This window comes from Streptomyces sp. NPDC059866, assembly GCF_042731325.1.
Lineage (GTDB): Bacteria > Actinomycetota > Actinomycetes > Streptomycetales > Streptomycetaceae > Streptomyces > Streptomyces flavusporus.
Window position 1 is genome coordinate 1 of sequence record NZ_JBHWJT010000051.1, and the last position, 24694, is coordinate 24694.

Consider the following 24694-nt stretch of genomic DNA (forward strand, 5'->3'; position numbering starts at 1 on the left):
TGGTACTGCAGGGGGGACCCTGTGGGAGAGTAGGACACCGCCGAACAATCATTGAGAAAACCCCCGTGCCGGACGGCACGGGGGTTTTCTGCGTTACGGTGGCGCCCATGAACATCAGCACCGATGAGCGGTACGTCGTCCGGTCCATACGTGCTGACGAGTGGCCGGCGCTGAAAGAGCTGCGATTGAGGGCGTTGCGGGATCCGGTGGCGCATCTTGCCTTTCTGGAAACGTATGAGGAGGCCGCTGCCCGGCCCGACTCCTTCTGGCAGGAACGGGCGGCGAGGAGTGCCGAGGGAGCGGTTACGGCGCAGCAGATCGTTGCTGAGGGGCCCGGCGGGGAGTTGGTCGGGACGTTGACCGTGCTGGTCGAGGAGCCGGGGACGACGGACTGGGCCGGGTTTCCCATTGAGTGGCGGCAGGGGCATCTCGTGGGCGTGTACATGTGGCCCGAGCACCGTGGGTGCGGGCTGACCGAGCTGCTCTTCGACGAGGCCCTGGAGTGGGCCTGGGGGCGGGGGCTGGAGCGGGTGCGGCTCATCGTGCACGAGGAGAACGGGCGGGCGCAGGCCTTCTACCGGAAGGTGGGGTTCGAGCCGAGTGGGGTGACCGTGCCGCTGGACGGACAAACGGGGGCCTGTGAGCGGGAGTTCGTTCTCGAAAGAGGGTGACGTCAGACCGGCAGCTCGTCGTGCGGCCAGCGGGAGCGGGCCTGTTCGCGGGAGCGGATGAGGGCCAGGGTGGGGAGGCCCTGGTCCGGTCCGGACGTGAGCAGGGACGGGAGTTGGGGGAGCGGGGCCACGGCCGCGATGTCGTCGAGGACGAGGGTCAGTGGTGGGTCGAGGCGACCGGAGGATGACCGTTCGGCCATGCGCCGGCCGCGCTCGACCACGCTGGAGACGAGGGCCGTGAGGAGAGGCATCGCGCCGGGGTTCGTCCTGGGGTCCTCGATGGATTCACCGACCATATAAAGCGTGCCCCCTTCATCGATGAAGGAATCCAAGGTGAGCGCATCAGTTCGGTTTGGGGTGCATGCCTCGCGGACGTTCACCGTGAACAGTGAGGACAGGGCGCGACTGGTCAACTCGTGAGCCATGTCGCGGCGTTCGGGGTGGGCGGTGAGGGCGGCCTCGAGTTCGCCGGCGGCGCCGGGGGCCGCCTTGGGGTGCGTACGCAGGGTGCGTACGGCTTCCTGGATCTGGGTGCCCTGGGACCAGCGGTGGACGTGGCGGATGGTGCGATTGTCGAGGGCGGCGGCGTGGAGGTAGCTGCGCAGCAGCGTCTCGGCGGTGTCGCTGAGGGCCTGGTCGATCTTGGCGGTGGGGCGCACCGGCGTGAGGAGGGCGGCGGCTCTTGCTGTTGCCGTGGGCTTGTCCTCGCAGCCCGTGATGGGGGACCAGTGGAGGCGGGCCGGGGTGTCGCAGCGGTGGGTGGGGTCGTAGAGGAGGACTGGACCGAGTTTTGATCTCGCGTCCTTGGTGTCCTGCCAGAGGGTGGGGTTCGACGTGACGACGAGGGCGGGGCCTTCCGCGTCGCGGATGGCCTGGGCTGCGGTGGCGGCGCGGCTTTCCGTCGGCATCACGAGGATCTTTTCCCACCCGCCGGCCCGTTCACCGCCGAACAGGGGAGCGGGACGCTCAGGGTCCGGTGGTGTGGGGCGGAGCAGCGCCGTCGGATCCGGGTCCGGGGCTCTTCTCGGAGTCGGGACCTCCTGGGGCCGGTCCTCGCTGGGTGCCTGCTGTGTCGGGGCCCGGAGTTCGTGCGGTTCGATCGCCGGGGCCGGGGACGTGGCCTCGGCGTTCTTGGTGTGCTCGTATGCCGTCGGCGCAGACCTCTGTCTCGCCCGTACCGCCTTCCACCGCGCCAGCGTCCCCATCACGAACACCGTCAGCACGAACAGCACCATCAGCTGACCGATGAACAGCCCCCAGAACAGCCCGTACCCGGAGAGCTGCGTCCCCGGGGTGTGGGGCCAGGCGCCGGTGATGTCGTGGGGCTCGGCGACGAGATGGCGCATGGCCAGGGGCGTGCGGGTGAAGGTCACGCCGGACGGCCAGGCGCCGTGGGAGAACCAGCCGGCCAGGCCCGTGGCCGACCAGACCAGCAGGGTCATGCCGAGCAGGAAGCCGAGTATGCCGATCAGCAGGCCGTCGGGGATACCGCCCTGGCCGTCCCGCCGGTGATCGTCCGGTCTCACGCCGCCCTCCTACGCCACCGTCGACTCGGAGTCGCCGAGGTGCTGTTCCATGAAGGCCGCCGCCCGCTCCTCCGCCTCCAGCTCGGCGGCGCGCAGGGCGTCGTCGGCGAGGTCGCTGGCGGACTCGGTCATCGCCCGGTCGGTGAAGACCAGCGGGCGTTCCGTCTCCGTGACCAGGTGTTTGACGACCTGGACGTTGCCGTTGACGTCCCAGACGGCGATGCCGGGAGTGAGGGTCGGGATGATCTCGACGGCCCACCGCGGCAGACCCAGCACCCGGCCCGTAGCCCTCGCCTCGTCCGCCTTCTGGGCGTAGACGGTCCGGGTCGACGCCATCTTCAGGATCGCCGCGGCCTCCTTCGCCGCCGCCCCGTCCACGACGTCGGACAGATGGTGCACGACCGCCACGAAGGACAGGCCCAGCCGTCGCCCGAACTTCAGCAGCCGCTGGAACAGCTGCGCCACGAAGGGGCTGTTGATGATGTGCCAGGCCTCCTCGACCAGGAAGATGCGCTTCTTCCGGTCGGGGCGGATCCAGGTGTGCTCCAGCCATACGCCGACGATCGCCATCAGGATCGGCATGGCGATGGAGTTGCGGTCGATGTGGGAGAGGTCGAAGACGATCAGTGGGGCGTCGAGGTCGATCCCGACCGTCGTCGGGCCGTCGAACATGCCGCGCAGGTCACCGTCGACCAGACGGTCCAGGACCAGCGCCACGTCCAGGCCCCACGCCCGTACGTCGTCTATGTCGACGTTCATCGCCTCGGCGGACTCCGGCTCGGGGTGCCGTAGCTGCTCCACGATGTCGGTCAGGACGGGCTGGCGCTCGAGGATGGTCTCGTTGACGTAGGCGTGCGCGACCTTGAGTGCGAAGCCGGACCGCTCGTCCAGCCCGTGCCCCATCGCGACCTCGATGATGGTCCGGAGCAGGGCGAGCTGACCCGTCGTCGTGATCGCCGGGTCGAGCGGGTTGAGGCGGATGCCGTGGTCGAGGGCGGCCGTCGGGTCCAGGCGGATGGGAGTTATCCCCAGCTCCTGGGCGATGAGGTTCCACTCGCCGACGCCGTCCTCGCCCTGCGCGTCGAGCACGACGACCTGCCGGTCCCGGAAGCGCAGCTGTCGTAGGACGTACGTCTTCTCCAGCGCCGACTTGCCGTTGCCGGACTCGCCGAGGACCAGCCAGTGCGGGGCGGGGAGCTGTTGGCCGTAGAGCTGGAAGGGGTCGTAGATGTAGCCCTTCCCGGAGTACACCTCGCGGCCGATGATGACGCCGGAGTCGCCGAGGCCGGGGGCGGCGGTGGGGAGGTAGACCGCCTGCGCCTGGCCCGTGGAGGTGCGTACGGGCAGCCGGGTGGTCTCGACCTTGCCGAAGAGGAAGGACGTGAAGGCTTCGGTGATGGCGGAGAGCGGGTCCCGCATCAGGGCATCAACCCCTACCTTCGGATTCCGGTGGCGAACGGGAGCGTGTTCACGAAGGCCCGGTGGTGCTCGCGGTCGCACCACTCCAGCTTCAGATACGACTTGCCGGCCGAGGCCCTTATCGTCCGCTTGTCGCGCGCCAACGCCTCCGGGGTGCGGGAGGAGACAGTGATGTAGCCGACCAGGTTCACCCCTGCCGCGCCGCTCGCCAGGTCTTCTCCTCGCTGGTCGAGACGGTTGTGGGCGGCGACGTCGCGCGGGTCGACGGTGCGGTTCATCTTGGCGGCGCGGGAGGCCTCGGCCTCGTCGTTCGTCTTCTCGGTCAGCATGCGTTCGATGGCTACCTCGGTGGGCTCGAGATCCATCGTCACGGCGACCGTCCGGATGACGTCCGGGGTGTGGACGAGGAGGGGCGCCAGGAAGTTGACGCCCACCGGGGTCAACGGCCACTCCTTCACCCAGGCCGTGGCATGGCACCAGGGGGCACGGGTGGTGGACTCGCGGGTCTTCGCCTGGAGATACGTCGGCTCCATGGCGTCCAGCTCGGCCGGCCAGGCATTGCGTTTCGTCATCGCCTGGATGTGGTCGATCGGATGGTCCGGGTCGTACATGGAGTGGATGAGCGAGGCCAGCCGTCCCTGCCCGAGCGGCTGCCGTACGCGGATGTCGGCCTCCTGCAGGCGTGAGCAGATGTCCGTCAGCTCGCGCGCCATGACGACCGCCAGCCCGGCGTCCCGGTCGACCTTGCCGCCGCCGTGGGGGCGGGCGGCACGCGCCATCGCGTGGGCCTCGGCGGCGAGTTCACGGGTGTAGTGCATACAGGCGACGAGATACGCGCGGTGCTGCTCGCTGCTCGTCGACACCATCGACTGGAGCTGGTCGTACGACTGCTGCAGCCAGGCCGGGGCCCGGTCGTCGCCGCGTACGGCCACGTCCTTGGCGTGGGCGTCGGGGTCGGCGGGGAGGGTGCGGGCGAGCATCTGCAGCCGGGTGACGAAGCCGTCGCCGTTGGCCACGTGTTTGAGGAGAGTGCCGAAGCGGTCGACGAGGGCTTCCTGGTCCTCGGAGTCGCGCAGACCGACGCCCGGGCCCTCGATCTCGATGGCGGCGGTGACCGTCTTGCGGTCCGCGTGCAGCAGTACGGCGATCTCGTCGGGCCCGAAGGGGGCGGCGAGCCAGGTGATGCGGCCGATGCCGGGGGGCGGGCCGATCTCGACCTCCCGCCCGTCGAGACGCGTGCCGGCCTCGATGACGGCCGAGCGGTAGGCGGCGCCCGAGCGGAGGGTGCGCTTGTAACTGCGGTTGATCTCGAACCACTTGTAGATCGTGCGGTGCTTGTACGGCACGTAGACCACCGCCAGCGCGAGCAGCGGGAAGCCCATCAGCAGCACGATGCGCAGGGAGAGCACCGGGACGAGCAGCCCGCACATCATGCCCAGGAACGCGCCCGCGATGATCAGCGCGATCTCGCCGGTCTCGCGGTTGCGGCCGACGATCGCGTTCGGCCGGGCGCGGCCGATCAGATATGTACGGCGGGGCGTGACCGGATGGGACAGGTGGGACTCGGTCGTCAACGCCCTTCACCTCCCGTGCGGTTGGTACTGCTGTTGCGGGTGTTGCTGGCGTGTGGTGTGTTCACCGCGCTGGGCGAGCGCGGCGCGGGTGCGGCGGAGGGGACAGATCCGCCACCTCCGTTCGAGGGGCGCGAGCTGTGCGCGGCGACCCCGCCGGACGCCTGGTTGGCGGGGCGGGGGGCGGTGTTGGCGCCGGACTGACCGCCGTTGTTGTCGGCGCGGGTGCTGTGGGTCTTGATGCCCTGGGCCACCAGGGTCGCCGGGGAGCTGATGACTGCGGCGGCCTTGCCTTCGGCGCTCTGCATGATGCGGTTGTTGCGGGAGCCGGCGATCTCGTCGCCGAAGCCGGGGACGAAGCGGTAGATCATCGCGGAGGCGAAGATGGCGAGCAGGATGATCGCGAGGCCGGAGACGACGGCGGAGAAGGCGTCGGGGCCGTCGTCGGCGGAGAGGGCACCGGCGAGGCCGAGGACGATGACGATGACCGGCTTGACGAGGATGACGGCGATCATGATGCCCGCCCAGCGGCGGACGTGGCCCCACAGGTTCTTGTCGACGAGGCCGGCGTAGACGACGGTGCCGAGCAGTGCGCCGACGTACAGCAGCGCGGCCCTGATCACCAGCTCCAGCCACAGCACACCGGCGGCGAGGATGGAGACCAGGGAGACGACGATCAGCATGATCGGGCCGCCGCCGATGTCCTCGCCCTTCTTCAGGGCGCCGGAGAAGTTGCCGAAGAAGGCGTCCGTCTGGTCGCCGGTGGTTTTCGCCAGGACGTCGGAGACGCCGTCCGTCGCCGACACGACCGTGTACAGGATCAGCGGGGTGAAGGCGGAGGCCAGGACGGTGAGCCAGAGGAACCCGATCGCCTCGCCGACGGCGGTGCTGAGGGGGACGCCGCGGACGGCTCGCTTGGCCACGGCCAGCAGCCAGAGGAGGAGGGTGAGGATCGTCGACGCGGCGAAGACGACGGCGTACTGCTGGAGGAACCTGGCGTTCGTGAAGTCGACGTTCGCGGTGTCGTTGACGGCTTCGCTGAGCTTGTCGATGGTCCAGGAGGCGGCGTCGGCGCAGCCCTGGGCGAGGGAGGAGAGGGGGTCGAGGGTGGAGGTGGGGTCGAGGGTGGGGGAGCTGCCGCCGGTGCGGCTGTCGCCGCCGTCGCGTTCGCAGTACTCCTTCGCGGGGCCGGCAATCAGCGAGCAGGGATCCTCGCTGCCTGTCGGCGATGGCGTTGGCGTGGGTGCGGCGAAGGCACGGCTGGCCACCAGCACGGCTGTTGCCTGTGCGGCGGCCACGAGGCCGGTGAGCTTGAGCACGCGGTGCGGGCTACCGGGCATACGTGAACCCTCCGAACTCCTTGACCGCCTTGCCGATCTCGTCGGCGCCGGAAACGGGGTTGTCTCCGGCGACGGGAGTCGGGCCAGTCTTCTGGCTGGTCTCCAGGACCTTCCAGTCACCGCTCCAGCTCAGCTTCATGGTCACGGTGAACCACCCGCTGGTCACGGGATTGGTCGAGCCTTCGCCGGCAAGGCCGAACAGGCTGTTGCACCAGACCTCGACAGTGGCCTCGCCATCATTGAAGGACGTGACCTTGGTGCCAGCCGGAAGTGTGCGGTTGACGAAGGTGCTGCCTGCTGGAGCGGTGCCGTCGTCTTTGAGGCCGATCTTCTTCAGGAGGTCTGCTGAATAGTCGGCGTCGAAGCCGGACTGGAGTCGGCCCACCGCACCGGGATCGGCGATGGTCTGCACGATCTCGTGGCGTCTGGGCGTATTGAACATGCCGTCAGACCCCAACGCGGCCGCATAGTTCGCCGCCGCGCTCTGCGCCCCCTCCTCGTCATGGGCGTACCCGGTCGGAATCCCGCCCGTCTTGCCCTCCACCGGCCGCTCCCCACTCGCCGCCGTAGGCGCCGCCTCCGGGCCGGAGCCCGCGGTGTCCGTGGATTCGGAATCGTCTCCTCCACGGTTGGCGAATGCGATCGCGGCGATCAGCAGGACCACCACGCCGACCACCATGACCAGGCTCCGGGAGGATGACCGGCCGCGCCGCGCGCCCCCATAGGGGTCGCCGTCGGGCAGGCGGGTGCGGGTGTGGCCCGTACCGCCGTAACCGCCGGAGGCTTCGTGCTCGTCCCCGAGACTCATGCCGCGTACGCCCCCTCGACGTCGTAGCGGAAACCGTCGTACCGACTGAACGCGTAGAGGTACGACGGTAGCCGTGCTGGTTCCCGCGCGGGCGCGGTGTGGTGACTCGACATCAGGGACATCAGGGAAACGCAACCTCAGCCGGTGGGCACGACGGGCGGGTGGGGTGGAGGGGGACCGGACCGGGCGCGCCCGGAGGGGAGGGGTGGGCCTATACGGCCATGCCGTACACGATGGTGAAGAGAGTGCCGAGTGAGCCGATGATGAACACCCCGGTGAGGCCGGCGATGATGAGGCCCTTGCCCTGTTCCGCGCTGAAGGTGTCGCGCAGGGCCGTCGCGCCGATGCGCTGCTTGGCGGCGCCCCAGATGGCGATGCCGAGACAGATCAGGATGGCCACCGCCATCACGACCTCGATCATCACCTTCGCCTCGTTGCCCAGGCTGCCGAAGGGGCCCCAGTCCGGAGCGATCCCTCCGATGATGGTGTTGATGTCTCCCTCGTCGGCCGCAAAGAGCATGTAAGTCACCGCCCCTGTTGGGTAGTTCCGCAGTCCCCTGCGGTGCGCAGAGGTCAGGCCTCATTCTCGCCGACAATGGCGCTGTCGTATGTCGACTTGGCGTCATCGAGTGGCGGGTTTCGTACGAACACCTCGTATCGTCACTCTGTGTATCACGGCAGGTCACGCCGGGCAACGAGGTGGGAACGAAACCCGTCATGTGGTTCCGTCGTTGAACATTCTCTGTGCCCTGGGGCCGTTTTTGACGGTCGGTCGGGTGAGAGGTCGTCTCGATGTTCTCCGGATGAAGGCTATCTGCCGGTGTGACCTGGCTCGGTGGCGAGGGGTCAGCGGGGGCGGAGTCCGTGCAGGAGATGGTGGACCAGTTCGCCGATGCCGCCGAGTGCGGCCTGGGGCGGGAGTGAGCCGTTGGCGGTGAAGGCGGCGACGCCGTGCAGGGTGGCGCCTGCGAGGAGGGTGATGTGCTCGGGGTCTCCCGCGACGATCTCGCCGCGCTCCTGGGCGCCTTCGAAGAGGCGCACAATCGGCTCGATTGAGCGCTCCACGGCTGCCGCGAGTTGCTGGGAGACGTCGGGGTCGTGCTTGCGGGTGTACATCAGCTCCAGTAGCGCGGAGTTCTCGATGGTGAATCCGAGGTAGGCCCTGGCGAGGCGGGTGAGCCGCTCCTCGAACGGGAGTGCGGGGTCGTCCGCGGTGGCCATGGCCTCGGTCAGGCGCTCGAAGCCGGCGAGGGCGAGGGCGTCCAGCAGGGCCTGCTTGTCCTTGAAGTGCCGGCCCGGGGCGGCATGGCTGACGCCGGTCTCGCGGGCGAGTTCGCGCAGGGACAGGGCGGCGGGCCCTTTCTCCCGCAGGGTGCGCTCGGCGCCGGCGAGCAGGGCTGCGCGCAGGTCTCCGTGGTGGTAGGGGCGGCTCTCGGGCATGCGGACCATCGTATCTCTATGTTGTCGGCGTCATCTTTGTTGGCGTCGTCACCATTGTTGTCGTTGACAGCATTGTTGGCGCTGCCTACATTGAGGGTATGCCTACTACGAGCAAGCCGGCCCGGCCGGCGAAATGGAACGCAGACCGTCTTCCCGCCCTCACCGGCCGGACGGCGGTCGTCACCGGTGCCAACAGCGGCATCGGCCTCGCCGCCGCGAACGCGCTGGCCCGGGCGGGGGCGCATGTCGTCTTCGCCGTACGGGATCCGGAGCGCGGCCGGGCCGCGGCCGCGACCGTGAACGGCAGCACGGAGGTCCGCCGCCTCGACCTTGCCGACCTGGCCTCGGTCCGCGCGTTCGCGGAGGGCTGGGAGGCCCGGCCGCTGGATCTGCTGATCAACAACGCGGGCGTGATGATGCTCCCGGAGCAGCGGACCAAGGACGGCTTCGAGATGCAGTTCGGCACGAACCATCTGGGTCACTTCGCGCTGACGAACCTGCTGCTGCCGTATGTCACCGACCGCGTGGTGACGGTGTCGTCGGGCGCTCACCGGTGGGGCGACGGCGTAATCCACTTCGACGATCTGAATCTGACGTCGGGTTACACGCCCGTACGCGCCTACGGCCAGTCCAAGCTGGCGAACCTGCTCTTCACGCTCGAACTCCAGCGCCGCCTCACGGAATCCGGCTCCCCCGTCCGCGCCCTCGCCGCGCACCCCGGGTACGCGGCCACCAACCTCCAGAGCCACGCTGCGAGCCGCGTGAGCCGGGTGGGCATGATGCTCGGCAACCGCTTCTTCGCCCAGGACGACAAGGCGGGCGCCCTGCCGACGCTGTACGCGGCGACGCAGGACCTGCCTGGCGCGAGCTACGTCGGCCCCGACGGCCTGGGTGAGATGCGGGGCGCACCGACCCTGGTGAGCCGTTCGGCGGCGGCGAGCGACCCGGCGGCGGCTCGGCGGCTGTGGACGGTGTCGGAGGAGCTGACGGGCGTGAGCTTCCCGCTGGGGGTGGCGAGCGGGGTGGAGGCCGGGAGGGCGTGAGACGGTCACGTCGCTGATCGGCAGTCGCTCGATGCCGCTCGAGCGGTTACTGAACGCCGTTCATGCCCTCGACGAAGTGGTCGAACTCGCCCGCCTGTACGCCGAGTACGAAGGCGTCCCACTTGCGGCGGTTGGTGGTGACCACGTTGTCCGGGGCGCTGGTCTCGCGGATGTAGACGGGGGCGTCGCCGTCCTCTCCTTCGCCGAAGGCGATCTCGATCCAGGGGCCAGGGCCGGTGGCGTCGGGTGGGGCGGCGCGTTCCCAGGTGAGGTTCGGGGGGATTTCACCCACGGTGGGGGCCCTCCTTGAGGGTGGTGAGGAGGGCTTCGAAGGCGGCCGGGGTGGCCTCGAGTATGGCTCCGGTGGGGTCGCTGCTTTCGGTGAGATGGATCGTTTCGGTGGTGGTGGCGACGTGGACGCAGGAGGCGCCCTCGGAGCAGTACGACGACTTCTGCCAGGTGCGGGCTACGTGGACGCAGGAGTCGCCCTGAGCGCAGTAGGACGACTTCTGCCAGGTGAGCTGGGGCACTTGCGGCTCCTCAGAGGTCCTGGGCGACTTTGTGGATGAAATCCCGTGACTCCACGGGGGAGAGTGCGCTGGCTTCCATACGGTCGTAAAGGACGCGGTACTTGTCGAGCTGGGCTTCGGAGTCGAGGAACACCGGGCCGTGGGACTGGTCGAGATGCACGGTGTCGAGCTGCGGCACCGGTCCCTTGGAGTAGTAGAAGGACTGGCCCGACCCGGGGAGCCTTCCGGCGTCGAACGGGACTACGCGCACGGTGACGTCCTCCCGCTCGCTCATGTCCAGCAGGTGCTGCAGTTGGGCCCGAGTCACGGAAGGGCCACCAAACTTCATGCGCAGGGCTGCCTCGTGAATGATCGCCTGGTACGGGATCGGGGCGTCGCGGAAGAGTACGGCCTGCCGCTTGATGCGGAACGAAACCCGGTGCTCGATGTCGGGCGGCGACATCTCCGGTACGTCCTGGCGGAAGATCTCGCGTGCGTAGTCGGTGGTCTGGAAGAGGCCGGGAACGTGGATGGTCACGGCGGCGCGCAGGCGTGTCGCATGGTGCTCGACCTCGGCGAGGTCCAGGAGGGCGGCGGGCAGGATCTCCCGGTACTCCTCCCACCAGCCGCGCACCCGCTCCGACGCCATATCGCTGAGTGCTCCGATGAGGGCCTTGTTGCCGCAGTCGTAGTGGTAGGCCAGAGTGCGTACACGCTCGGGACTCACACCCGCCCGTCCGGCCTCGACGTTGCTGATCTGGTTCTGCTGCACGCCAAGCAGGCGGCTCGCCTGGGTGGAGGTCATGCCGGCACGCTCACGGAGCTTGCGCAGCTCAGCGCCCAAACGCAGTTGACGACCCGTCGGGTTGGTTCGCACGGGTGTCCCGCCTCCTCGTAACTCACACGGATGAAGACTTAGTGCTTTCACGCAATGCATCTAAGTTGTTTTATTCGCGCCGCTACCTTATCCCTCAGGCGCCCTCGCCCAGAAGCGCACCGTTCGACGGATCGGCAGGCCACTGGGCAACAACCATCCGCACTCCCCCAACGCGCCTCAGTGATCGGAGACTTCCATGCCCACCGTATCCCCGCCCTGGACCTACACCCTCCAACTCCCGCACGATCCACGCGCACCGGGCATCGCCCGCGCAACCCTCCGCACGGTCCTCGCCGCCCACGACCTCGCCGACCTCACCCCCACCGCGGAACTCGTCGCCGCCGAGCTGCTCGCCAACGCGCACCTGCACACCAGCGGCCCGTACGCTCTCCGCCTCCTTCACACCCGGTCAGGACTGCTCAGGGTCGCCGTCTGGGACGCCGACCCCCGTGTCCCACCGGGATTCGCGGAGAACGGCTCTCCCGTCTCCGCGGCCCCGCCCGACGCCGAGAACGGGCGCGGATTGCGACTTGTACAGGCTTGCGCCGACGCCTGGGGTGTGGAGCCAGACGCGGCGAAGGGCGGAAAACTGCTGTGGGCCGAGTGTCAAGAGGCTCGCGATAGTCCCGTGCCTGAGCCGCCGCCTCTACACTGACGTGGGCGTACTCCCAGGCGGCGAGGGGCGGTTGACGGTGCGTAAGGCGTGGATCGTGGCGGTCGCCGTCGGGGGCGCCGGGGTCGCGTTGGTGATGCTGCTCGTCGTCGGGGTGTACATCGTCGCCGGGAACCTCGTCAACGGCGTGAACGGGGCGAGCAAGAAGCTGGCCAAGGGGGCCGTGCCCGCGGCGTATCAGCCCCTCGTGCAGAAGTGGGGCAATATGTGCCCCGCCATCAACCCCGCCCTCCTCGCCGCCCAGCTCTACCAGGAGAGCGGGTTCAACCCGAAGGCCCAGAGCCCGGCTCAGGCGCAGGGGATAGCGCAGTTCATTCCGGGTACGTGGGCCACGCACGGGATCGACGGGGACGGGGACGGGGACCGGGACGTCTGGGATCCCAACGACGCGATTCCGTCGGCTGCTTCCTACGACTGCGAGCTCGCCTCGTATGTGAAGGACGTGCCGGGGGACGCCACGAAGAACATGCTCGCCGCCTACAACGCGGGGGCGTACGCGGTCATCAAGTACGGGGGCGTGCCGCCGTACAAGGAGACCCAGAACTACGTGAAGACCATCACGACCCTCGAGCAGAGCTTCGCCGCGCCCGTCGGGCGGGTCGATCCTTCCGAGCAGGCGGCCGGTGCCATCCACTACGCGCAGGAGAAGCTCGGCACGCTGTACCTCTGGGGCGGCAACGGTACGGCGGAGCAGGGCGGACGGTTCGACTGCTCGGGGCTGACCAAGGCCGCGTACGAGAGTGTGGGGATCACGCTGCCGCGGGTCGCCAATGATCAGTACAACGCCGGGCCGCATCCCTCGCGTGAGGAGCTGCTGCCGGGAGATCTGGTGTTCTTCTCGGACGACCTCACCAATTCGCGGGCCATTCGGCATGTCGGGATCTATGTGGGGGGCGGGTACATGATCGATGCCCCGAGGCCGGGGGCTGTCATCCGGTTCGACCCGATCGACACCCCTGACTACTTCGGTGCCACCCGGGTCACCGAAGATGGCGCAAAAGCGCTCCCAGCCACCGCCGGATCCGGGGCGAACCGAACGTAAACCTCCCCCCTGAGCTGCGAAGATGAGTCTCTCTTCGATAACGTCTGCGTGATCATTCAGTGGAGTGTGGAACGCAGTGAGGGGAGTCGTGCGTTCCTGTTGACGTAGCCGAGCCACGCGGATCTACACACCACGGGGGTGGCAGAGCGGTGCACGCACCTGTGCCCGCGGAGACGACGACGAAGGGGCCCGCTGCACCATGGCTGGACTCGCGCAATCCGGGTCGAACCCTGACGTCGAGTTGCTCTACGACATCAACGGCCTGGCCAAGGACGCACCGTCCTGGTTCGACCGGATCATGGAGTTCGTGGGTGAGTACGGGCTGTTGCTCGCCGTGGTGCTGCTCGTGGTGTGGTGCTGGTGGTCCGTGCGCAGGCGTGGCGGCGAGGAGGCGGCCTCCTCCGTCGCCGCGCTCGTGTGGGCGCCGCTGGCGGCCGGTATCGCGGTGCTGGTGAACGTGCCGATACGGGGGTTCGTGGAGCGGCCCCGGCCCTTCGTCAGCCATGAGGGGCTGGATGTTCTTGTTTCCGGCAAGACCGACTTCTCGTTCGTGAGTGATCACGCGACGATCACCATGGCCATGGGGGTCGGTCTCTTCGTCGCCCACCGGAAGTTCGGGCTCGCCGGCATCGGGCTCGCCCTGCTCGAAGGGTTCCTCCGGGTCTACATGGGCGTCCACTACCCGACGGACGTCATCGGCGGATTCGCGCTCGGCACGGCGGTCGCCCTGCTGCTGTCGCCGCCGGCCATGGCCTTGCTCACGCCGGTCATGAAGGCCGTCGAGCGGTCGCCCCGGGCCGGCCGGCTGATCCGCCGCAGATCCTCGGCGCCCGGCCAGGAGACCCTGATCCCGGGCAGCCGCAAGGAGCCGGCCGACTCCGAGGAGCGGGACCTGGCTGCGTGAGGGGCGTGTAGGGGGGCATTCGGCTGTCTCACAGTGCCTGGGGGTACGTGAACACCCGGTTCGGGTCGTAGATCCGCTTCAGCTGCGTCAGGCGGGTCGCCGCATCCCCGTAGTACGCCTTCCGCCAGTTCGTCAGGGTCGGGTCCGTGTAGTTCTGGTAGGCCGCGCCCGAGGCGTACGGGCGCATCGACCGATGCGCCGACGTCAGCCAGGACTGGGCCGTCGAGCCGGACGTGCCCGCGCGCCAGGCGGCGATGTACTGGGCCAGCATCCGGGAGCGGCGGTGCACGAAGGCCGTCGCCGTCGGGGAGACGCGGTTGACCGCGCCGCCGAGTGCGGTCAGGGCGATGCTGCCCGAACCGCCGCGCACCGACGTCAGCTGCGACAGGAGCGTCTGGATGCCGGTGGCCGAGATCGAGCGGTCGAAGAAGTCGGAGCGGGCGGCGTACGTCTCGCGGCCGAGCGCACCCTCGGGGGAGCGCCCTGGTGTCGAGCCCGGCAGATGGCACTGCGCGTCCGTCGCGAAGGACGAGCAGCCGGCGTAGACCTCCATGGACTCCTCGTACGAGCGCCGCTTCAGCGAGACGTTGCTCGCCGGGGAGCCGATCCGGGCGGCCAGGCGGTCGACGGCGTTCTGGAGTTCGCCGTAGGTGCCGAGGGAGAACGCGGCGACGGACACGGTGGGGGTGCCTCCGGCGGCGTTCGCCAGGTGGAGGGAGGACCAGATCTCGTCGGGCTGGTCCGGGCCCCACTCCTGCCAGGCCTTCACCACCGCGGCCGCCTTGGCCCACGGCCAGCTCAGATACGCCGAGACGGCCTGCGGGGCGGGGTGCGTACGGAAGTGCAGTTCCGTGACGACGCCGAAGTTGCCGTTGCCCGCGCCGCGCAGGGCCCAGAAGAGGTCCTTGTGCTCGTCGGCGTCGGCGGTGAGCTGCTTGCCGTCCGCCGTGACGAGGGTGGCCCGGGTGAGGCTGTCGCAGGTCAGGCCGTACGCCCGGGAGACGACGCCGTGTCCGCCGCCGAGTACCAGGCCGGAGACGCCGACCGTCGGGCAGGAGCCCGCCGGGATCGTCACGCCCTTGGCGGCGAGCGCGCGATAGACGTCGATCAGCTTGGCGCCGGCGCCGACGACTGCCGTGCCGCCGCTCGCGCGGACGCGGTTCAGCTTGGACACGTCGACTATCAGCCGGCCGTTGCCGGAGGACCAGCCCGCGTAGGAGTGGCCGCCGTTGCGGATGGCGACGCGGATGTCGTGGGCGCGGGCGTAGGCGAGGGTCGTGCGGATGTCGTCCGGGTGGGCGACGTAGGCGACCGCGGCGGGCTTCAGGGTGTCGAAGCGGGTGTTGTAGAGCTGGCCGGCCGTCGCCCAGGATGCGTCTCCGGGGCGGATCAGGGTGCCGTCCAGGTCGCGGGCCAGGGCGGTCCAGGCGGCGGCCGTGGTGGCGGCGGCTGTGGTGGCGGTGGGGCGGGCCGGCGTACGGGAGGTGGTCGGCCGGTCGGCGGTGGCTGAGGCCCTGGCGGGTCCGGTGCCGCCGGTGCATGCTGCCGACGTCACCCCCACGATCGCGGCTGCCCCGCCGCTGATGAACGTCCGCCGCTCCATGGTGCCTCCCGTTTCCGCCGTCTTCGTCCATCGAGACGGGTCCGCCGGCGTTGGAGGTTCCAGGGATGCCGGTCTGCGTTGTGGGGGTCCCAGAGGGGGGATCCTCAGCGCCTACCCTCCCCCACTCTCGGTTTCGCTCGAGCAGGGGGACCCCCATCGCCCTGGGGGCCCAGGCACTGAAGGCACTGGGGGAGGCACGGCTGCCCGCAGCCATGACAGATGTCCACGATGTCCTGTTCCGCGGAAACCGTGTACCTTCGTGCGAAGTGCCACTTCCGGTTCGTGCTGCTTCGGCAGGTGTCGCCCCTGATGGGCGACCTGCCGGAACCTCGGCGTGTTCTCCCTGTAAGCATTCCGTGACCTAACCACACCGACCGCAGGGGTTCACCCTCCGTTCACTTACGGCCATAGGTGGCTTCACCTGTTCTGCCTAATTTCGGCCGTGACGATGACGGGCGCACCTCGAGCGTGCGTTCGCATCACCCAGACTTCGCACGCCGCCGATCAGGACGGCGGCTCCTGGAAGGAACTCCCGAAAGTGAAGCTTCAGCGCATGAACCGGCGGGCCCTCACCCTCGGTGCTCTCGCCGTCTCCGGCGCCCTGGCCCTCACGGCGTGCGGCTCCGACGACACCGGCAGCAACGGCGGTGGCGACGCCACCAGCACCGCGAAGGCCGGCGCCATCGACTGCGGCGACGCCAAGGGTCAGCTGCTGGCCGACGGCTCGTCCGCGCAGAAGAACGCGATCGACGCCTGGGTGAAGCAGTTCACGGCCCAGTGCTCCGGCGTTCAGATCAACTACAAGGGCAGCGGCTCCGGCGCCGGTATCACCGCCTTCAACCAGGGCCAGGTCGCCTTCGCCGGTTCCGACTCCGCGCTGGACTCCGAGGAGATCGCGGCCTCCAAGGAGGTCTGCTCCGGTGGCCAGGGCATCGACCTGCCGATGGTCGGCGGCCCGATCGCGGTCAGCTACAACGTCCCGGGTGTCGACAACCTGGTCCTGGACGCTCCGACCCTCGCCAAGATCTTCGACAGCAAGATCAAGAAGTGGAACGACGAGGCGATCAAGAAGCTCAACCCTGACGCCGAACTGCCCGACCTGAACATCCAGGCGTTCCACCGCTCGGACGAGTCCGGCACCACGGACAACTTCACCAAGTACCTGATCGCCACCACCCCGGAGAACTGGAAGTACGAGGGCGGTAAGGCCTGGCAGGCCGACGGCGGCCAGGCCGCGTCCGGCTCCTCCGGTGTCGCCCAGCAGGTCTCGCAGACCTCCGGCGCCATCAGCTACATGGAGCTGTCCTACGCCGAGGGCATGGACGTCGTCGCCATCGACACGGGTGCCGCCGAGCCGGTCAAGGCCTCCACCGACGCTGCCACCAAGGCCATCGCGGACGCCGAGATCGTCGGCACCGGCAAGGACCTCGCGCTCGAGATCAACTACAAGACCAAGGCCGAGGGCGCCTACCCGATCACCCTGGTCACCTACGAGATCGTCTGCGACAAGGGCAACAAGGCCGACACCCTGCCCGCCACCAAGGCGTTCCTGAACTACATCGCCAGCGAGGACGGCCAGGGCCTGCTGGCCGACGCCGGCTACGCGCCGATCCCCGACGACATCATCGCCAAGGTCCGCACCACCATCGAGGGCCTGAGCTGACCTGAGTGTGCGGTCCGGCCCCGCCCCGGGACCGGACCGCACCGTCCGGTGCACCGCCGCCAGGATCCGTACGTCGAGTGCGGCTCCGCAGACCGGAGAACCCGATGGACATAACGACACAGAAGAGCACTGCAACACCTCCCCCAGCGCCCCAGCCGACCGAGGCCGAGCGCAAGCGCGCCGCCCGCGGTGCCACCCGACCCGGAGACCGGATCTTCCTCGGTCTGTCCCGCGGCTCGGGCATTCTGCTGCTGGCGATCATGGCCGCGATCGCGGGCTTCCTCACCTACCGGGCCGTCCTCGCCATCAGCAAGGACGAGGGCAACTTCCTGACCACCTTCGAGTGGAACACGGGCACCCAGCCGCCGGTCTTCGGTATCGCCGTACTGGCCTACGGCACCGTGATCTCCTCGATCATCGCCATGGTCATCGCGGTCCCGATCTCGGTCGCCATCGCGCTGTTCCTCACGCACTACGCCCCGCGCCGGCTGAGCGGTCCCATCGCCTACGTGATCGACCTGCTCGCCGCCGTGCCGTCCATCGTGTACGGCCTGTGGGGCGCCCTGATCCTCGTACCGCAGATGGAGGGTCTGTTCGGCTGGCTGGACGACTACTTCGGCTGGACCGGCATCTTGGACTGGCAGGGCGGTCCCGCCCGCTCCATGCTCACCGTCGGCATCCTGCTGGCGATCATGATCCTGCCGATCATCACGAACGTCAGCCGTGAGGTCTTCAAGCAGGTCCCGCAGATGCACGAGGAGGCGGCCCTGGCCCTCGGCGCCACGCGCTGGGAGGTCATCCGCATGGCAGTACTGCCGTTCGGCCGCTCCGGCGTGATCTCCGCCTCGATGCTGGGCCTCGGCCGCGCGCTCGGCGAGACGATGGCCGTCGCCACGGTCCTGTCGCCGGACTTCCTGATCCACGCCAGCCTGCTCGACCCGGGCGGCGGCACCTTCGCCCAGAACATCGCCAGCAAGTTCGGCGAGGCGGACACCTTCGGCCGTGACGCGCTCATCGCCTCCGGTCTGGTCCTGTTCGTCATCACCCTGCTGGTCAACGGCGCGGCCCGCATGATCATCGCCCGCCGCAAGGAGTACTCGGGGGCCAACGCATGAGCACCGTCCTCACCGACAAGCGCCCCAACACGCTGCGTGGCGCCAGCCTGCCCAAGTGGTCCCCGTGGGCGATCGCCGCGGGCTCCCTCGCCGTCGCCGTCGGCATCGGCCTCGTGGGCGGCCTGGACAGCCGGATCCAGTGGGGCCTGATCGCCGCGATCCTCTACGTCCTCGGCACGTACGCCATCGCCTCGATGGTCGAGGGCAAGCGGCAGGCCAAGGACCGCATCGCGACCTCCCTGGTCTGGGTCGCCTTCCTGCTCGCCGTGGTGCCGCTCGCCTCGCTGGTCTGGGCGACCGTCGAGCGCGGCGTCAAGGTCCTCGACGTCTACTTCCTGACCCACTCGATGGGCGTGGTCGGCGACCGGGAGCCGGGCGGCGGTATCTACCACGCCATCATCGGCACCCTGGAGCAGGTCGGTCTCGCCACGCTGATCGCCGCGCCGATCGGCGTGCTCACCGCGATCTACCTGGTGGAGTACGGGCGCGGCAACCTCGCCCGGGCCGTCACCTTCTTCGTCGACGTCATGACGGGTATCCCGTCGATCGTCGCCGGTCTGTTCATCCTCAGCATCATGCTGATCTTCGAGATGCAGCCCTTCGGCTTCGCCGGCTCGCTCGCGCTGGCGATCCTGATGATGCCGGTCGTGGTCCGCTCCACCGAGGAGATGCTCAAGCTCGTCCCGAACGAGTTGCGCGAGGCCTCGCTGGCGCTCGGCGTGCCCAAGTGGCGCACGATCCTCAAGATCGTCCTGCCGACCGCGATCGGCGGTATCACCACCGGCATCATGCTGGCGATCGCCCGTATCGCCGGTGAGACCGCTCCGGTGCTGCTGCTGGTGTTCGGTAACCCGTTCATCAACAACAATCCGTTTGAAGGGGCCCAGGCCTCGCTGCCGCTGTACATCTACCAGCAGTACTCGCAGAGCGCGGGTGCCGAGCCGGCCTACGACCGCGCTTGGGCGGCGTCCCTGACGCTGATCGCCTTCGTGATGATCCTGAACCTGCTGGCCCGCGGCATCGCCCGCTGGAAGGCCCCGAAGACCGGTCGCTGACGCGGCCACTCAGCGACCGATTTCCCGAAAGAAGCAGTGATTTTTCATGGCCAAGCGCATTGATGTCAGCGGCCTCAGCGCCTACTACGGTTCGTTCCGGGCCATCGAGGACATCTCGATGACCATCGAGCCCCGGTCCGTTACGGCCTTCATCGGGCCGTCCGGTTGCGGCAAGTCCACGTTCCTGCGCACGCTGAACCGGATGCACGAGGTGACTCCGGGCGGGCGCGTCGAGGGCAAGGTCATGCTCGACGACGAGAACCTGTACGCCGTCGGGATCGACCCGGTGTCCGTGCGGCGTGAGGTCGGCATGGTCTTCCAGCGGCCGAACCCGTTCCCCACGATGTCCGTCTACGACAATGTCGCGGCCGGTCTGAAGCTGCTCGGCTCGTACAAGAAGTCGCAGCTGGACGACATCGTCGAGAAGTCGCTCAAGGGTGCGAACCTCTGGAACGAGGTGAAGGACCGGCTGAACAAGCCGGGGTCCGGGCTGTCCGGTGGTCAGCAGCAGCGGCTGTGCATCGCGCGGGCGATTGCGGTGGAGCCGAACGTTCTGCTGATGGACGAGCCGTGCTCTGCCCTTGACCCGATCTCCACGCTTGCGATCGAGGACCTGATCGGTGAGCTGAAGGAGCGGTTCACGATCGTCATCGTGACGCACAACATGCAGCAGGCTGCGCGGGTCTCCGACCGGACCGCGTTCTTCAACCTGGCTGCTGTCGGGCAGCCCGGCAAGCTGATCGAGATCGACGACACGGAGCGGATCTTCTCCAACCCGTCGGTTCAGGCCACGGAGGACTACATCTCCGGCCGGTTCGGCTGATCAGACCCCTCGCGGTGCTGCATGGCGGTGCCACCGCGGGGACAAAAGGGCCCGCCCCTGGCTTCCGGGGGCGGGTTCCTTTTTGTTGGGGGCTGTGGGGCGGGTGCGGGGGCCTGCGGTGGCCTGCGGCGCTTGGGTGGGATGCCTGCGGCGGCCAGTGCAGGTGCGTGGGGGTGGGGTTGCGCCTGCGGTTTCGTTGTGGGGCGGGGCCGCGCCGGGGGGTGTCCGTCCTCGGTCTGCCGGTGGGTTTCTTGGATGGGAACCGGTCGTTTCCGGCATCCGCTGCGGGCGGACACCCCCCGACACGTCCCCTTCCCGCCGTACGCGACTGCGGCCCCCAACCCGTCAAGCCGCGGGCAGTCGTGCCGCCTGGGGCGATGGGGGTCCCCCCGCTCGAGCGAAGCCGAGAGTGGGGGAGGGTGGGCGCGGGCGGCTCCCCGTAAGCGCCGGGCTGCGCGATCCCCGGCCCAGCGCAACGCCGGGCAGGTGTTACAGGAACGCCAGGTGTACGAGGCCGAAGGCCAGCGCCGCGACGATCGCTGCTGCCGGCATCGTGATGAACCAGCCGAGGACGATGTTCTTGGCGACACCCCATCGCACGGCGTTCACCCGCTTCGTCGCGCCGACGCCCATGATGGCCGAGGTGATGGCGTGGGTCGTGGAGATGGGCGCCTTGAAGAGGAACGCCGTGGTGAACATGATCGACGCGCCGGTGGTTTCCGCGGCGAAGCCCTGTGGGGGGTCCAGTTCGATGATGCGGCGGCCCAGTGTGCGCATGATGCGCCAGCCGCCGGCGTAGGTGCCGAGCGAGAGCATGACCGCGCAGGCGATCTTGACCCAGACCGGGATCGGGTCGCCGTAGTCCTCGACGTCGGCGATGACCAGGGCCATGACGACGATGCCCATGGTCTTCTGGGCGTCCTGGAGGCCGTGGCCCAGGGCCATACCGGCCGCGGAGACGGTCTGTGCGATACGGAAACCGCGCTTGGCCTTGTGCGGGTTGGCTCGGCGGAAGATCCACATGATGGCCGTCATCACCAGGTAGCCGACCACGAGACCGACCAGGGGGGAGACGAACATCGGGATGATGACCTTCTCGAGGACGCCGTCCCAGTAGACCTGTGTGCCGCCGGCCAGGGCCGCGCCCACCATGCCGCCGAACAGGGCGTGCGAGGAGGAGGACGGCAGGCCGAAGTACCAGGTGATCAAGTTCCAGGTGATTGCGCCCAGGAGGGCGGCGAAGAGGATGCCCATCCCCATGGAGCCCTCGGGGGTTTCGATCAGGCCCTCGCTGACCGTCTTCGCCACGCCGCTGCCCAGGAACGCACCGGCCAGGTTCATGACCGCGGCCATGGCCAGGGCGGCCTTCGGGGTCAGCGCGCGCGTCGACACGGACGTGGCGATCGCGTTCGCCGAGTCGTGGAAGCCGTTGGTGTAGGTGAAGAAGAGAGCGACCAGGATGGTCACGACCAGGGCGAAGGTGTCCATGGACGGGTCAGGACTCCTTGACGGCGATGGTCTCCACCGTGTTCGCCACGTGCTCGAAGGCGTCGGCGGCCTCTTCGAGGACGTCGACGATCTGCTTGAGCTTCAGGACCTCGATCGCGTCGTACTTGCCGTTGAAGAGGTGGGCCAGAAGCTTGCGGTGGATCTGGTCGGCCTGGTTCTCGAGGCGGTTGACCTCGATCCAGTACTCGGTGAGGTTGTCCAGCGTGCGGAGATGGGGCATTGCTTCGGCCGTCAGCTCGGCTGCGCGGGCGAGGACCTCGATCTGCTGCTCTACACCCTTGGGGAGTTCCTCGACGTTGTAGAGGACGACCAGGTCGACGGCCTCCTCCATGAAGTCCATGATGTCGTCGAGGGAGGATGCGAGGGAGTAGATGTCCTCGCGGTCGAAGGGCGTGATGAACGAGGAGTTCAGCTGGTGGAAGATCGCGTGTGTGGCGTCGTCACCGGCGTGTTCCGCTGCCCGCATACGCTCTGCGATCTCGGCCCGGGCGGAAGCGTCCGCCCCGAGCAGTTCCATCAGGAGCTTGGAGCCCGTGACGATGTTGTCCGCGGATGCGGCGAACATGTCGTAGAAGCTCGTCTCCCTGGGGGTCAGACGAAAGCGCACGTGGGTTCCTCTAAGTGCTTCGGTTTCGGTCAGGGTGATGCTAGGTGCATCATCCGGCCACGGCTAATGGGCCGTCCTCCAGTGTCGCCCATGAAAATAGTTCGTCTGTACGGGGGCGGTTCGGCGGTCCGGTCCGGGCAGCGGCCAAGAGGCCTATACCCAGCAAAGTTCGGTACGATATACCCAGTAGGGGTATGCGGATGGAGGACGCCATGACAACCACCGAGACCGGCTCCGGGGCGCCCTCCGAGAGCGTGGTGACCGACCACGACCGTGGCGTTCACGGGTACCACAAGCAGAAGGACGAGCATCTGAAGCGCCTGCGCCGGATCGAGGGGCAGATCCGGGGGCTGCAGCGGATGGTCGATGAAGACGTCTACTGCATCGACATACTCACGCAGGTGTCCGCGTCCACCAAGGCTCTGCAGTCCTTCGCGCTGCAGCTGCTGGAGGAGCATCTGCGGCACTGTGTCGCCGATGCCGCCCTCAAGGGCGGTGGCGAGATCGATGCCAAGGTGGAGGAGGCCACGAAGGCCATCGGGCGGTTGCTGCGGACGTGAGCGTTCGCTCAGGGGTTGGACGCCGCCGCGCGTTCTTCGGCCACTCGCAGCACCTCGTCGATGCTCTCCAGGCTCAGCCTGTCGTCCGCTGCCGAGGCCGCGATGATCAGCTCTCCGCACAGCTCTATCTCGGCGAGGGCCACGTGGTCCTGAACTGCCGTACCGCCGACCGGAGCCACGTGCATCACCTCTTCTCTGCCGTCACCGACTTCCTAGAGTAGGGAGCGGCCTACACAACGCGCATGGCACGGACGGGCTAGTTCGCGCCGGTCACTCCTCGGCGATCCGGCCCGCGTAGATGTGCTCCGCGGGCGGCAGTCGTACGTCGACGGGGGCCCCGAAGTCGTAGAGGAGGGTCGTCGACGAGACCGCCACGGGGGTCCTGTGGTGGCCGTTGACGAAGCTGAAGCGGTGCCGGATCTTGCGGATGCGGCCCTGGTCGTCGAGGTACACGTCGAACGGCACCTCGGCCGTGGCGAACCCTTTCGCCGCTGCCTGGAGGGATTCCCTGCTCCCCGCCGAGGCATTGTGCGCAGCCCGGCCCAGGTCGGCGGTGCCGCGGTAGTGGCTGACCTCGGTGCCGGCGATCTCGGTCCGGCCGACGTACTCCGCGGAACGCGCGCCGCGCAGCACCTCGGCGGCGGCGAAGGGGTCGGTGGCGCCGCCGGTCACCAGGTTTCCGTCGGAGAGGGTGGCCGTGTCGACGCGCACCCATTTGTCGGCGGGGACGCCGGCGCCGCGGTTCTTCATGTACAGGGCGCCGGGGGCGAGGAGTTCGGTGATCGGACGGTGCTCCTGCTCGCCGGCCGGGTCCTGGGGGAGCAGCACCTTCAGGCGACCGCGCTGCCGGATGTAGTCGTACGTGCCCTCACCGCGGATGGTGACACGGGTGCCGCCGGTGGCCATCTCCATCGACGTACGGGCCTTGGAACTGCCGGCGTCCCGCAGGGCGTCGGCGGCGTTCTGCAGGGCGCGGACCGGGTCGGCGGGCTGGGCGTTGTCCACGGCCGCGCCGCTGCCGGAGCATCCGGTACCGCCGAGACAGATACAGGCCATCAACCCCGCCGCGACGACCGTCCCGCCCGCCCTGCCCTGCTGCCGCTCCGCCATCGCCTGCCTACCCCCAGCCGTCCGTCCGTCACTGGCCCCCTGTCGTTCCGGTTAACGACGGGTAGGTTGAGCCGTCACGCGGCGGATGGGGTCGTGGGGGTGCTCGACGGCGGTTCCGGCGGGGGCGCAGCCGACCCTTGCCAAAGGCTGACGAGCTGTTTACCCGGGGCTGGGTACCGTTGTCGGGGTGACGCAGCAGGGCCGGTCCAAGCCCGGAAACGATCATCCGGAGCACCGTACGACGACGGTCGAGCAAGGGCCGTTCTGTGTGGCCCGGTGCAGCTGCGGCTGGCGGGGGCCGGCCCGTCGGGCGAGAAGCCTGGCCCGGACGGACGCGTCGGGGCATCTGGCCGGATCCTGACGGTGAGCAGTGAGCGGCTTCAGGCGGGGCGCATGGTGGCCAGGAGTTCGTCCACCAGCTCGCCGTCGCGGAGCTGGGTCAGGCGGCGGCGGGCCGCGTCGGGAGGCAGCCACAGGATGCGGTCGACCTCGGTGGTCGGCATGAAGCTGCCGGAGACGGCCTCGGCCGCCCAGTAGCGGACCTGCTTGGGGCGGCCGTTCGCGAGGTAGTACAGGGTGGGCAGCTCGGCGCCGGTCGCGGCGGCGTAGCCGGTCTCCTCCTCGACCTCGCGCAGGGCGCCGACCAGCGGATCCTCGCCGCGCTTCAGCTTGCCCTTGGGGTGGGACCAGTCGTCGTACTTGGGACGGTGGACCAGGCAGATCTCCAGCCGGCCGTCGATGGGGGAGCGGCGCCACAGCACGCAGCCGGCTGCCTGGACGGGCGTGTTGTCCTTCGCGTCGGTCACCTGCCGTTCACCGCCCCCAT

At 68.8% G+C, this 24694-nt stretch carries 26 protein-coding genes; 10 read left to right on the top strand and 16 right to left on the bottom strand.

What is annotated here, in order from left to right; translation table 11 throughout:
- Positions 1–107: 107 nt before the first annotated feature.
- Positions 108–671 carry a GNAT family N-acetyltransferase gene (locus ACFV7R_RS41895; protein ID WP_385274412.1) on the top strand — a complete coding sequence of 188 codons (564 nt, stop codon included), beginning with the start codon at positions 108–110 and terminating at the stop codon, positions 669–671.
- A 2-nt stretch (positions 672–673) separates the two neighbouring features.
- Here ACFV7R_RS41895 and ACFV7R_RS41900 read toward each other — a convergent pair whose 3' ends face one another.
- The 7 genes from ACFV7R_RS41900 to ACFV7R_RS41930 all read right to left on the bottom strand — a co-directional run bounded on the left by ACFV7R_RS41900 (position 674) and on the right by ACFV7R_RS41930 (position 8784).
- Complete coding sequence (locus tag ACFV7R_RS41900) at positions 674–2197, bottom strand: type VI secretion protein (protein ID WP_385274415.1); 1524 nt, start codon at positions 2195–2197, stop codon at positions 674–676.
- 9 nt (positions 2198–2206) lie between these two features.
- Entirely contained in the window at positions 2207–3616 is a 1410-nt protein-coding gene (locus tag ACFV7R_RS41905; RefSeq protein WP_385274418.1) for an ATP-binding protein, read from the bottom strand.
- Between the two features lie 14 nt (positions 3617–3630).
- Positions 3631–5190, bottom strand: coding sequence for an SCO6880 family protein (locus tag ACFV7R_RS41910; RefSeq protein WP_385274421.1), 1560 nt, complete (start codon positions 5188–5190; stop codon positions 3631–3633).
- Positions 5187–6527 (bottom strand): hypothetical protein, encoded by a 1341-nt coding sequence (locus tag ACFV7R_RS41915; protein ID WP_385274424.1) that lies wholly within the window; start codon positions 6525–6527, stop codon positions 5187–5189. Before ACFV7R_RS41915 ends, ACFV7R_RS41910 begins: the two co-directional genes overlap by 4 nt.
- Positions 6517–7335 (bottom strand): hypothetical protein, encoded by an 819-nt coding sequence (locus ACFV7R_RS41920; RefSeq protein ID WP_385274427.1) that lies wholly within the window; start codon positions 7333–7335, stop codon positions 6517–6519. Before ACFV7R_RS41920 ends, ACFV7R_RS41915 begins: the two co-directional genes overlap by 11 nt.
- Before the next feature lie 211 nt (positions 7336–7546).
- Complete coding sequence (locus ACFV7R_RS41925) at positions 7547–7855, bottom strand: hypothetical protein (protein ID WP_006136301.1); 309 nt, start codon at positions 7853–7855, stop codon at positions 7547–7549.
- 326 nt (positions 7856–8181) lie between these two features.
- Positions 8182–8784, bottom strand: coding sequence for a TetR/AcrR family transcriptional regulator (locus ACFV7R_RS41930; RefSeq protein WP_385274431.1), 603 nt, complete (start codon positions 8782–8784; stop codon positions 8182–8184).
- Between the two features lie 89 nt (positions 8785–8873).
- On the opposite strand from ACFV7R_RS41930, the gene ACFV7R_RS41935 reads away from it, so the two are divergent.
- Positions 8874–9818 carry an oxidoreductase gene (locus ACFV7R_RS41935; protein ID WP_385274434.1) on the top strand — a complete coding sequence of 315 codons (945 nt, stop codon included), beginning with the start codon at positions 8874–8876 and terminating at the stop codon, positions 9816–9818.
- 46 nt (positions 9819–9864) lie between these two features.
- On the opposite strand, the gene ACFV7R_RS41940 is transcribed toward ACFV7R_RS41935, so the two are convergent.
- Genes ACFV7R_RS41940 through ACFV7R_RS41950 form a run of 3 tightly spaced genes read right to left on the bottom strand, consistent with a single transcriptional unit; the run spans position 9865 to position 11204 of the window.
- Positions 9865–10110, bottom strand: coding sequence for a DUF397 domain-containing protein (locus ACFV7R_RS41940; RefSeq protein WP_385274437.1), 246 nt, complete (start codon positions 10108–10110; stop codon positions 9865–9867).
- Positions 10103–10348 carry a DUF397 domain-containing protein gene (locus ACFV7R_RS41945; protein WP_385274440.1) on the bottom strand — a complete coding sequence of 82 codons (246 nt, stop codon included), beginning with the start codon at positions 10346–10348 and terminating at the stop codon, positions 10103–10105. Before ACFV7R_RS41945 ends, ACFV7R_RS41940 begins: the two co-directional genes overlap by 8 nt.
- Positions 10349–10358: 10 nt before the next feature.
- The gene (locus tag ACFV7R_RS41950; RefSeq protein WP_385274443.1) at positions 10359–11204 is read right to left on the bottom strand and encodes a helix-turn-helix domain-containing protein; all 846 of its coding nucleotides are present in this window, start codon (positions 11202–11204) and stop codon (positions 10359–10361) included.
- A 196-nt stretch (positions 11205–11400) separates the two neighbouring features.
- Between ACFV7R_RS41950 and ACFV7R_RS41955 the strand changes: the two genes are divergently transcribed.
- From ACFV7R_RS41955 to ACFV7R_RS41965, 3 genes are all read left to right on the top strand, one after another.
- Positions 11401–11859, top strand: a complete 459-nt coding sequence (locus tag ACFV7R_RS41955; protein WP_385274446.1) for an ATP-binding protein — start codon at positions 11401–11403, stop codon at positions 11857–11859.
- A gap of 31 nt (positions 11860–11890) precedes the next feature.
- Positions 11891–12919: an NlpC/P60 family protein gene (locus ACFV7R_RS41960; RefSeq protein ID WP_385274448.1), complete on the top strand. Its 1029-nt coding sequence runs from the start codon at positions 11891–11893 to the stop codon at positions 12917–12919.
- A gap of 199 nt (positions 12920–13118) precedes the next feature.
- Positions 13119–13823, top strand: coding sequence for a phosphatase PAP2 family protein (locus ACFV7R_RS41965; protein ID WP_385274451.1), 705 nt, complete (start codon positions 13119–13121; stop codon positions 13821–13823).
- Positions 13824–13851: 28 nt separating this feature from the next.
- Here the strand turns inward: ACFV7R_RS41965 and ACFV7R_RS41970 are convergent, their stop codons facing one another.
- Positions 13852–15426, bottom strand: a complete 1575-nt coding sequence (locus tag ACFV7R_RS41970) for an FAD-binding oxidoreductase (RefSeq protein ID WP_385274454.1) — start codon at positions 15424–15426, stop codon at positions 13852–13854.
- Between the two features lie 538 nt (positions 15427–15964).
- Here ACFV7R_RS41970 and pstS point away from each other — a divergent pair.
- The 4 genes from pstS (at position 15965) to pstB (ending at position 20082) form a co-directional block, all read left to right on the top strand.
- Positions 15965–17089, top strand: coding sequence for a phosphate ABC transporter substrate-binding protein PstS (gene pstS / locus ACFV7R_RS41975; RefSeq protein WP_385274457.1), 1125 nt, complete (start codon positions 15965–15967; stop codon positions 17087–17089).
- A 104-nt stretch (positions 17090–17193) separates the two neighbouring features.
- Positions 17194–18204 carry a phosphate ABC transporter permease subunit PstC gene (pstC, locus tag ACFV7R_RS41980; protein WP_385274460.1) on the top strand — a complete coding sequence of 337 codons (1011 nt, stop codon included), beginning with the start codon at positions 17194–17196 and terminating at the stop codon, positions 18202–18204.
- On the top strand, positions 18201–19259 hold the full coding sequence (gene pstA / locus ACFV7R_RS41985) for a phosphate ABC transporter permease PstA (RefSeq protein ID WP_385274463.1): 1059 nt from the start codon (positions 18201–18203) through the stop codon (positions 19257–19259). Before pstC ends, pstA begins: the two co-directional genes overlap by 4 nt.
- Before the next feature lie 46 nt (positions 19260–19305).
- On the top strand, positions 19306–20082 hold the full coding sequence (pstB, locus tag ACFV7R_RS41990; protein WP_385274466.1) for a phosphate ABC transporter ATP-binding protein PstB: 777 nt from the start codon (positions 19306–19308) through the stop codon (positions 20080–20082).
- Between the two features lie 489 nt (positions 20083–20571).
- Here the strand turns inward: pstB and ACFV7R_RS41995 are convergent, their stop codons facing one another.
- Positions 20572–21570 carry an inorganic phosphate transporter gene (locus ACFV7R_RS41995; RefSeq protein ID WP_129798574.1) on the bottom strand — a complete coding sequence of 333 codons (999 nt, stop codon included), beginning with the start codon at positions 21568–21570 and terminating at the stop codon, positions 20572–20574.
- 7 nt (positions 21571–21577) lie between these two features.
- Complete coding sequence (locus ACFV7R_RS42000; protein ID WP_053759661.1) at positions 21578–22198, bottom strand: DUF47 domain-containing protein; 621 nt, start codon at positions 22196–22198, stop codon at positions 21578–21580.
- A gap of 212 nt (positions 22199–22410) precedes the next feature.
- Between ACFV7R_RS42000 and ACFV7R_RS42005 the strand changes: the two genes are divergently transcribed.
- Positions 22411–22758: a metal-sensitive transcriptional regulator gene (locus ACFV7R_RS42005; protein WP_224735932.1), complete on the top strand. Its 348-nt coding sequence runs from the start codon at positions 22411–22413 to the stop codon at positions 22756–22758.
- 8 nt (positions 22759–22766) lie between these two features.
- Here ACFV7R_RS42005 and ACFV7R_RS42010 read toward each other — a convergent pair whose 3' ends face one another.
- The 3 genes from ACFV7R_RS42010 to ACFV7R_RS42020 form a co-directional block, all read right to left on the bottom strand.
- Positions 22767–22943, bottom strand: coding sequence for a hypothetical protein (locus ACFV7R_RS42010; protein ID WP_385274471.1), 177 nt, complete (start codon positions 22941–22943; stop codon positions 22767–22769).
- 85 nt (positions 22944–23028) lie between these two features.
- Positions 23029–23868, bottom strand: a complete 840-nt coding sequence (locus ACFV7R_RS42015) for a hypothetical protein (RefSeq protein WP_385274474.1) — start codon at positions 23866–23868, stop codon at positions 23029–23031.
- A gap of 380 nt (positions 23869–24248) precedes the next feature.
- Positions 24249–24674: an NUDIX hydrolase gene (locus ACFV7R_RS42020; protein ID WP_385274477.1), complete on the bottom strand. Its 426-nt coding sequence runs from the start codon at positions 24672–24674 to the stop codon at positions 24249–24251.
- Positions 24675–24694 lie beyond the last annotated feature (20 nt).

Excerpts from the sequence above, each read along its gene's own strand:
- ACFV7R_RS41895 (WP_385274412.1), top strand. The coding sequence starts at position 108 with ATGAACATCAGCACCGATGAGCGGTACGTCGTCCGGTCCATACGTGCT.
- ACFV7R_RS41905 (WP_385274418.1), bottom strand. The coding sequence starts at position 3,616 with ATGCGGGACCCGCTCTCCGCCATCACCGAAGCCTTCACGTCCTTCCTC.
- ACFV7R_RS41915 (WP_385274424.1), bottom strand. The coding sequence starts at position 6,527 with ATGCCCGGTAGCCCGCACCGCGTGCTCAAGCTCACCGGCCTCGTGGCC.
- ACFV7R_RS41920 (WP_385274427.1), bottom strand. The coding sequence starts at position 7,335 with ATGAGTCTCGGGGACGAGCACGAAGCCTCCGGCGGTTACGGCGGTACG.
- ACFV7R_RS41925 (WP_006136301.1), bottom strand. The coding sequence starts at position 7,855 with ATGCTCTTTGCGGCCGACGAGGGAGACATCAACACCATCATCGGAGGG.
- ACFV7R_RS41930 (WP_385274431.1), bottom strand. The coding sequence starts at position 8,784 with ATGGTCCGCATGCCCGAGAGCCGCCCCTACCACCACGGAGACCTGCGC.
- ACFV7R_RS41935 (WP_385274434.1), top strand. The coding sequence starts at position 8,874 with ATGCCTACTACGAGCAAGCCGGCCCGGCCGGCGAAATGGAACGCAGAC.
- ACFV7R_RS41955 (WP_385274446.1), top strand. The coding sequence starts at position 11,401 with ATGCCCACCGTATCCCCGCCCTGGACCTACACCCTCCAACTCCCGCAC.
- ACFV7R_RS41965 (WP_385274451.1), top strand. The coding sequence starts at position 13,119 with ATGGCTGGACTCGCGCAATCCGGGTCGAACCCTGACGTCGAGTTGCTC.
- ACFV7R_RS41970 (WP_385274454.1), bottom strand. The coding sequence starts at position 15,426 with ATGGAGCGGCGGACGTTCATCAGCGGCGGGGCAGCCGCGATCGTGGGG.
- pstC (WP_385274460.1), top strand. The coding sequence starts at position 17,194 with ATGGACATAACGACACAGAAGAGCACTGCAACACCTCCCCCAGCGCCC.
- pstA (WP_385274463.1), top strand. The coding sequence starts at position 18,201 with ATGAGCACCGTCCTCACCGACAAGCGCCCCAACACGCTGCGTGGCGCC.
- pstB (WP_385274466.1), top strand. The coding sequence starts at position 19,306 with ATGGCCAAGCGCATTGATGTCAGCGGCCTCAGCGCCTACTACGGTTCG.
- ACFV7R_RS41995 (WP_129798574.1), bottom strand. The coding sequence starts at position 21,570 with ATGGACACCTTCGCCCTGGTCGTGACCATCCTGGTCGCTCTCTTCTTC.
- ACFV7R_RS42005 (WP_224735932.1), top strand. The coding sequence starts at position 22,411 with ATGACAACCACCGAGACCGGCTCCGGGGCGCCCTCCGAGAGCGTGGTG.
- ACFV7R_RS42010 (WP_385274471.1), bottom strand. The coding sequence starts at position 22,943 with ATGCACGTGGCTCCGGTCGGCGGTACGGCAGTTCAGGACCACGTGGCC.
- ACFV7R_RS42015 (WP_385274474.1), bottom strand. The coding sequence starts at position 23,868 with ATGGCGGAGCGGCAGCAGGGCAGGGCGGGCGGGACGGTCGTCGCGGCG.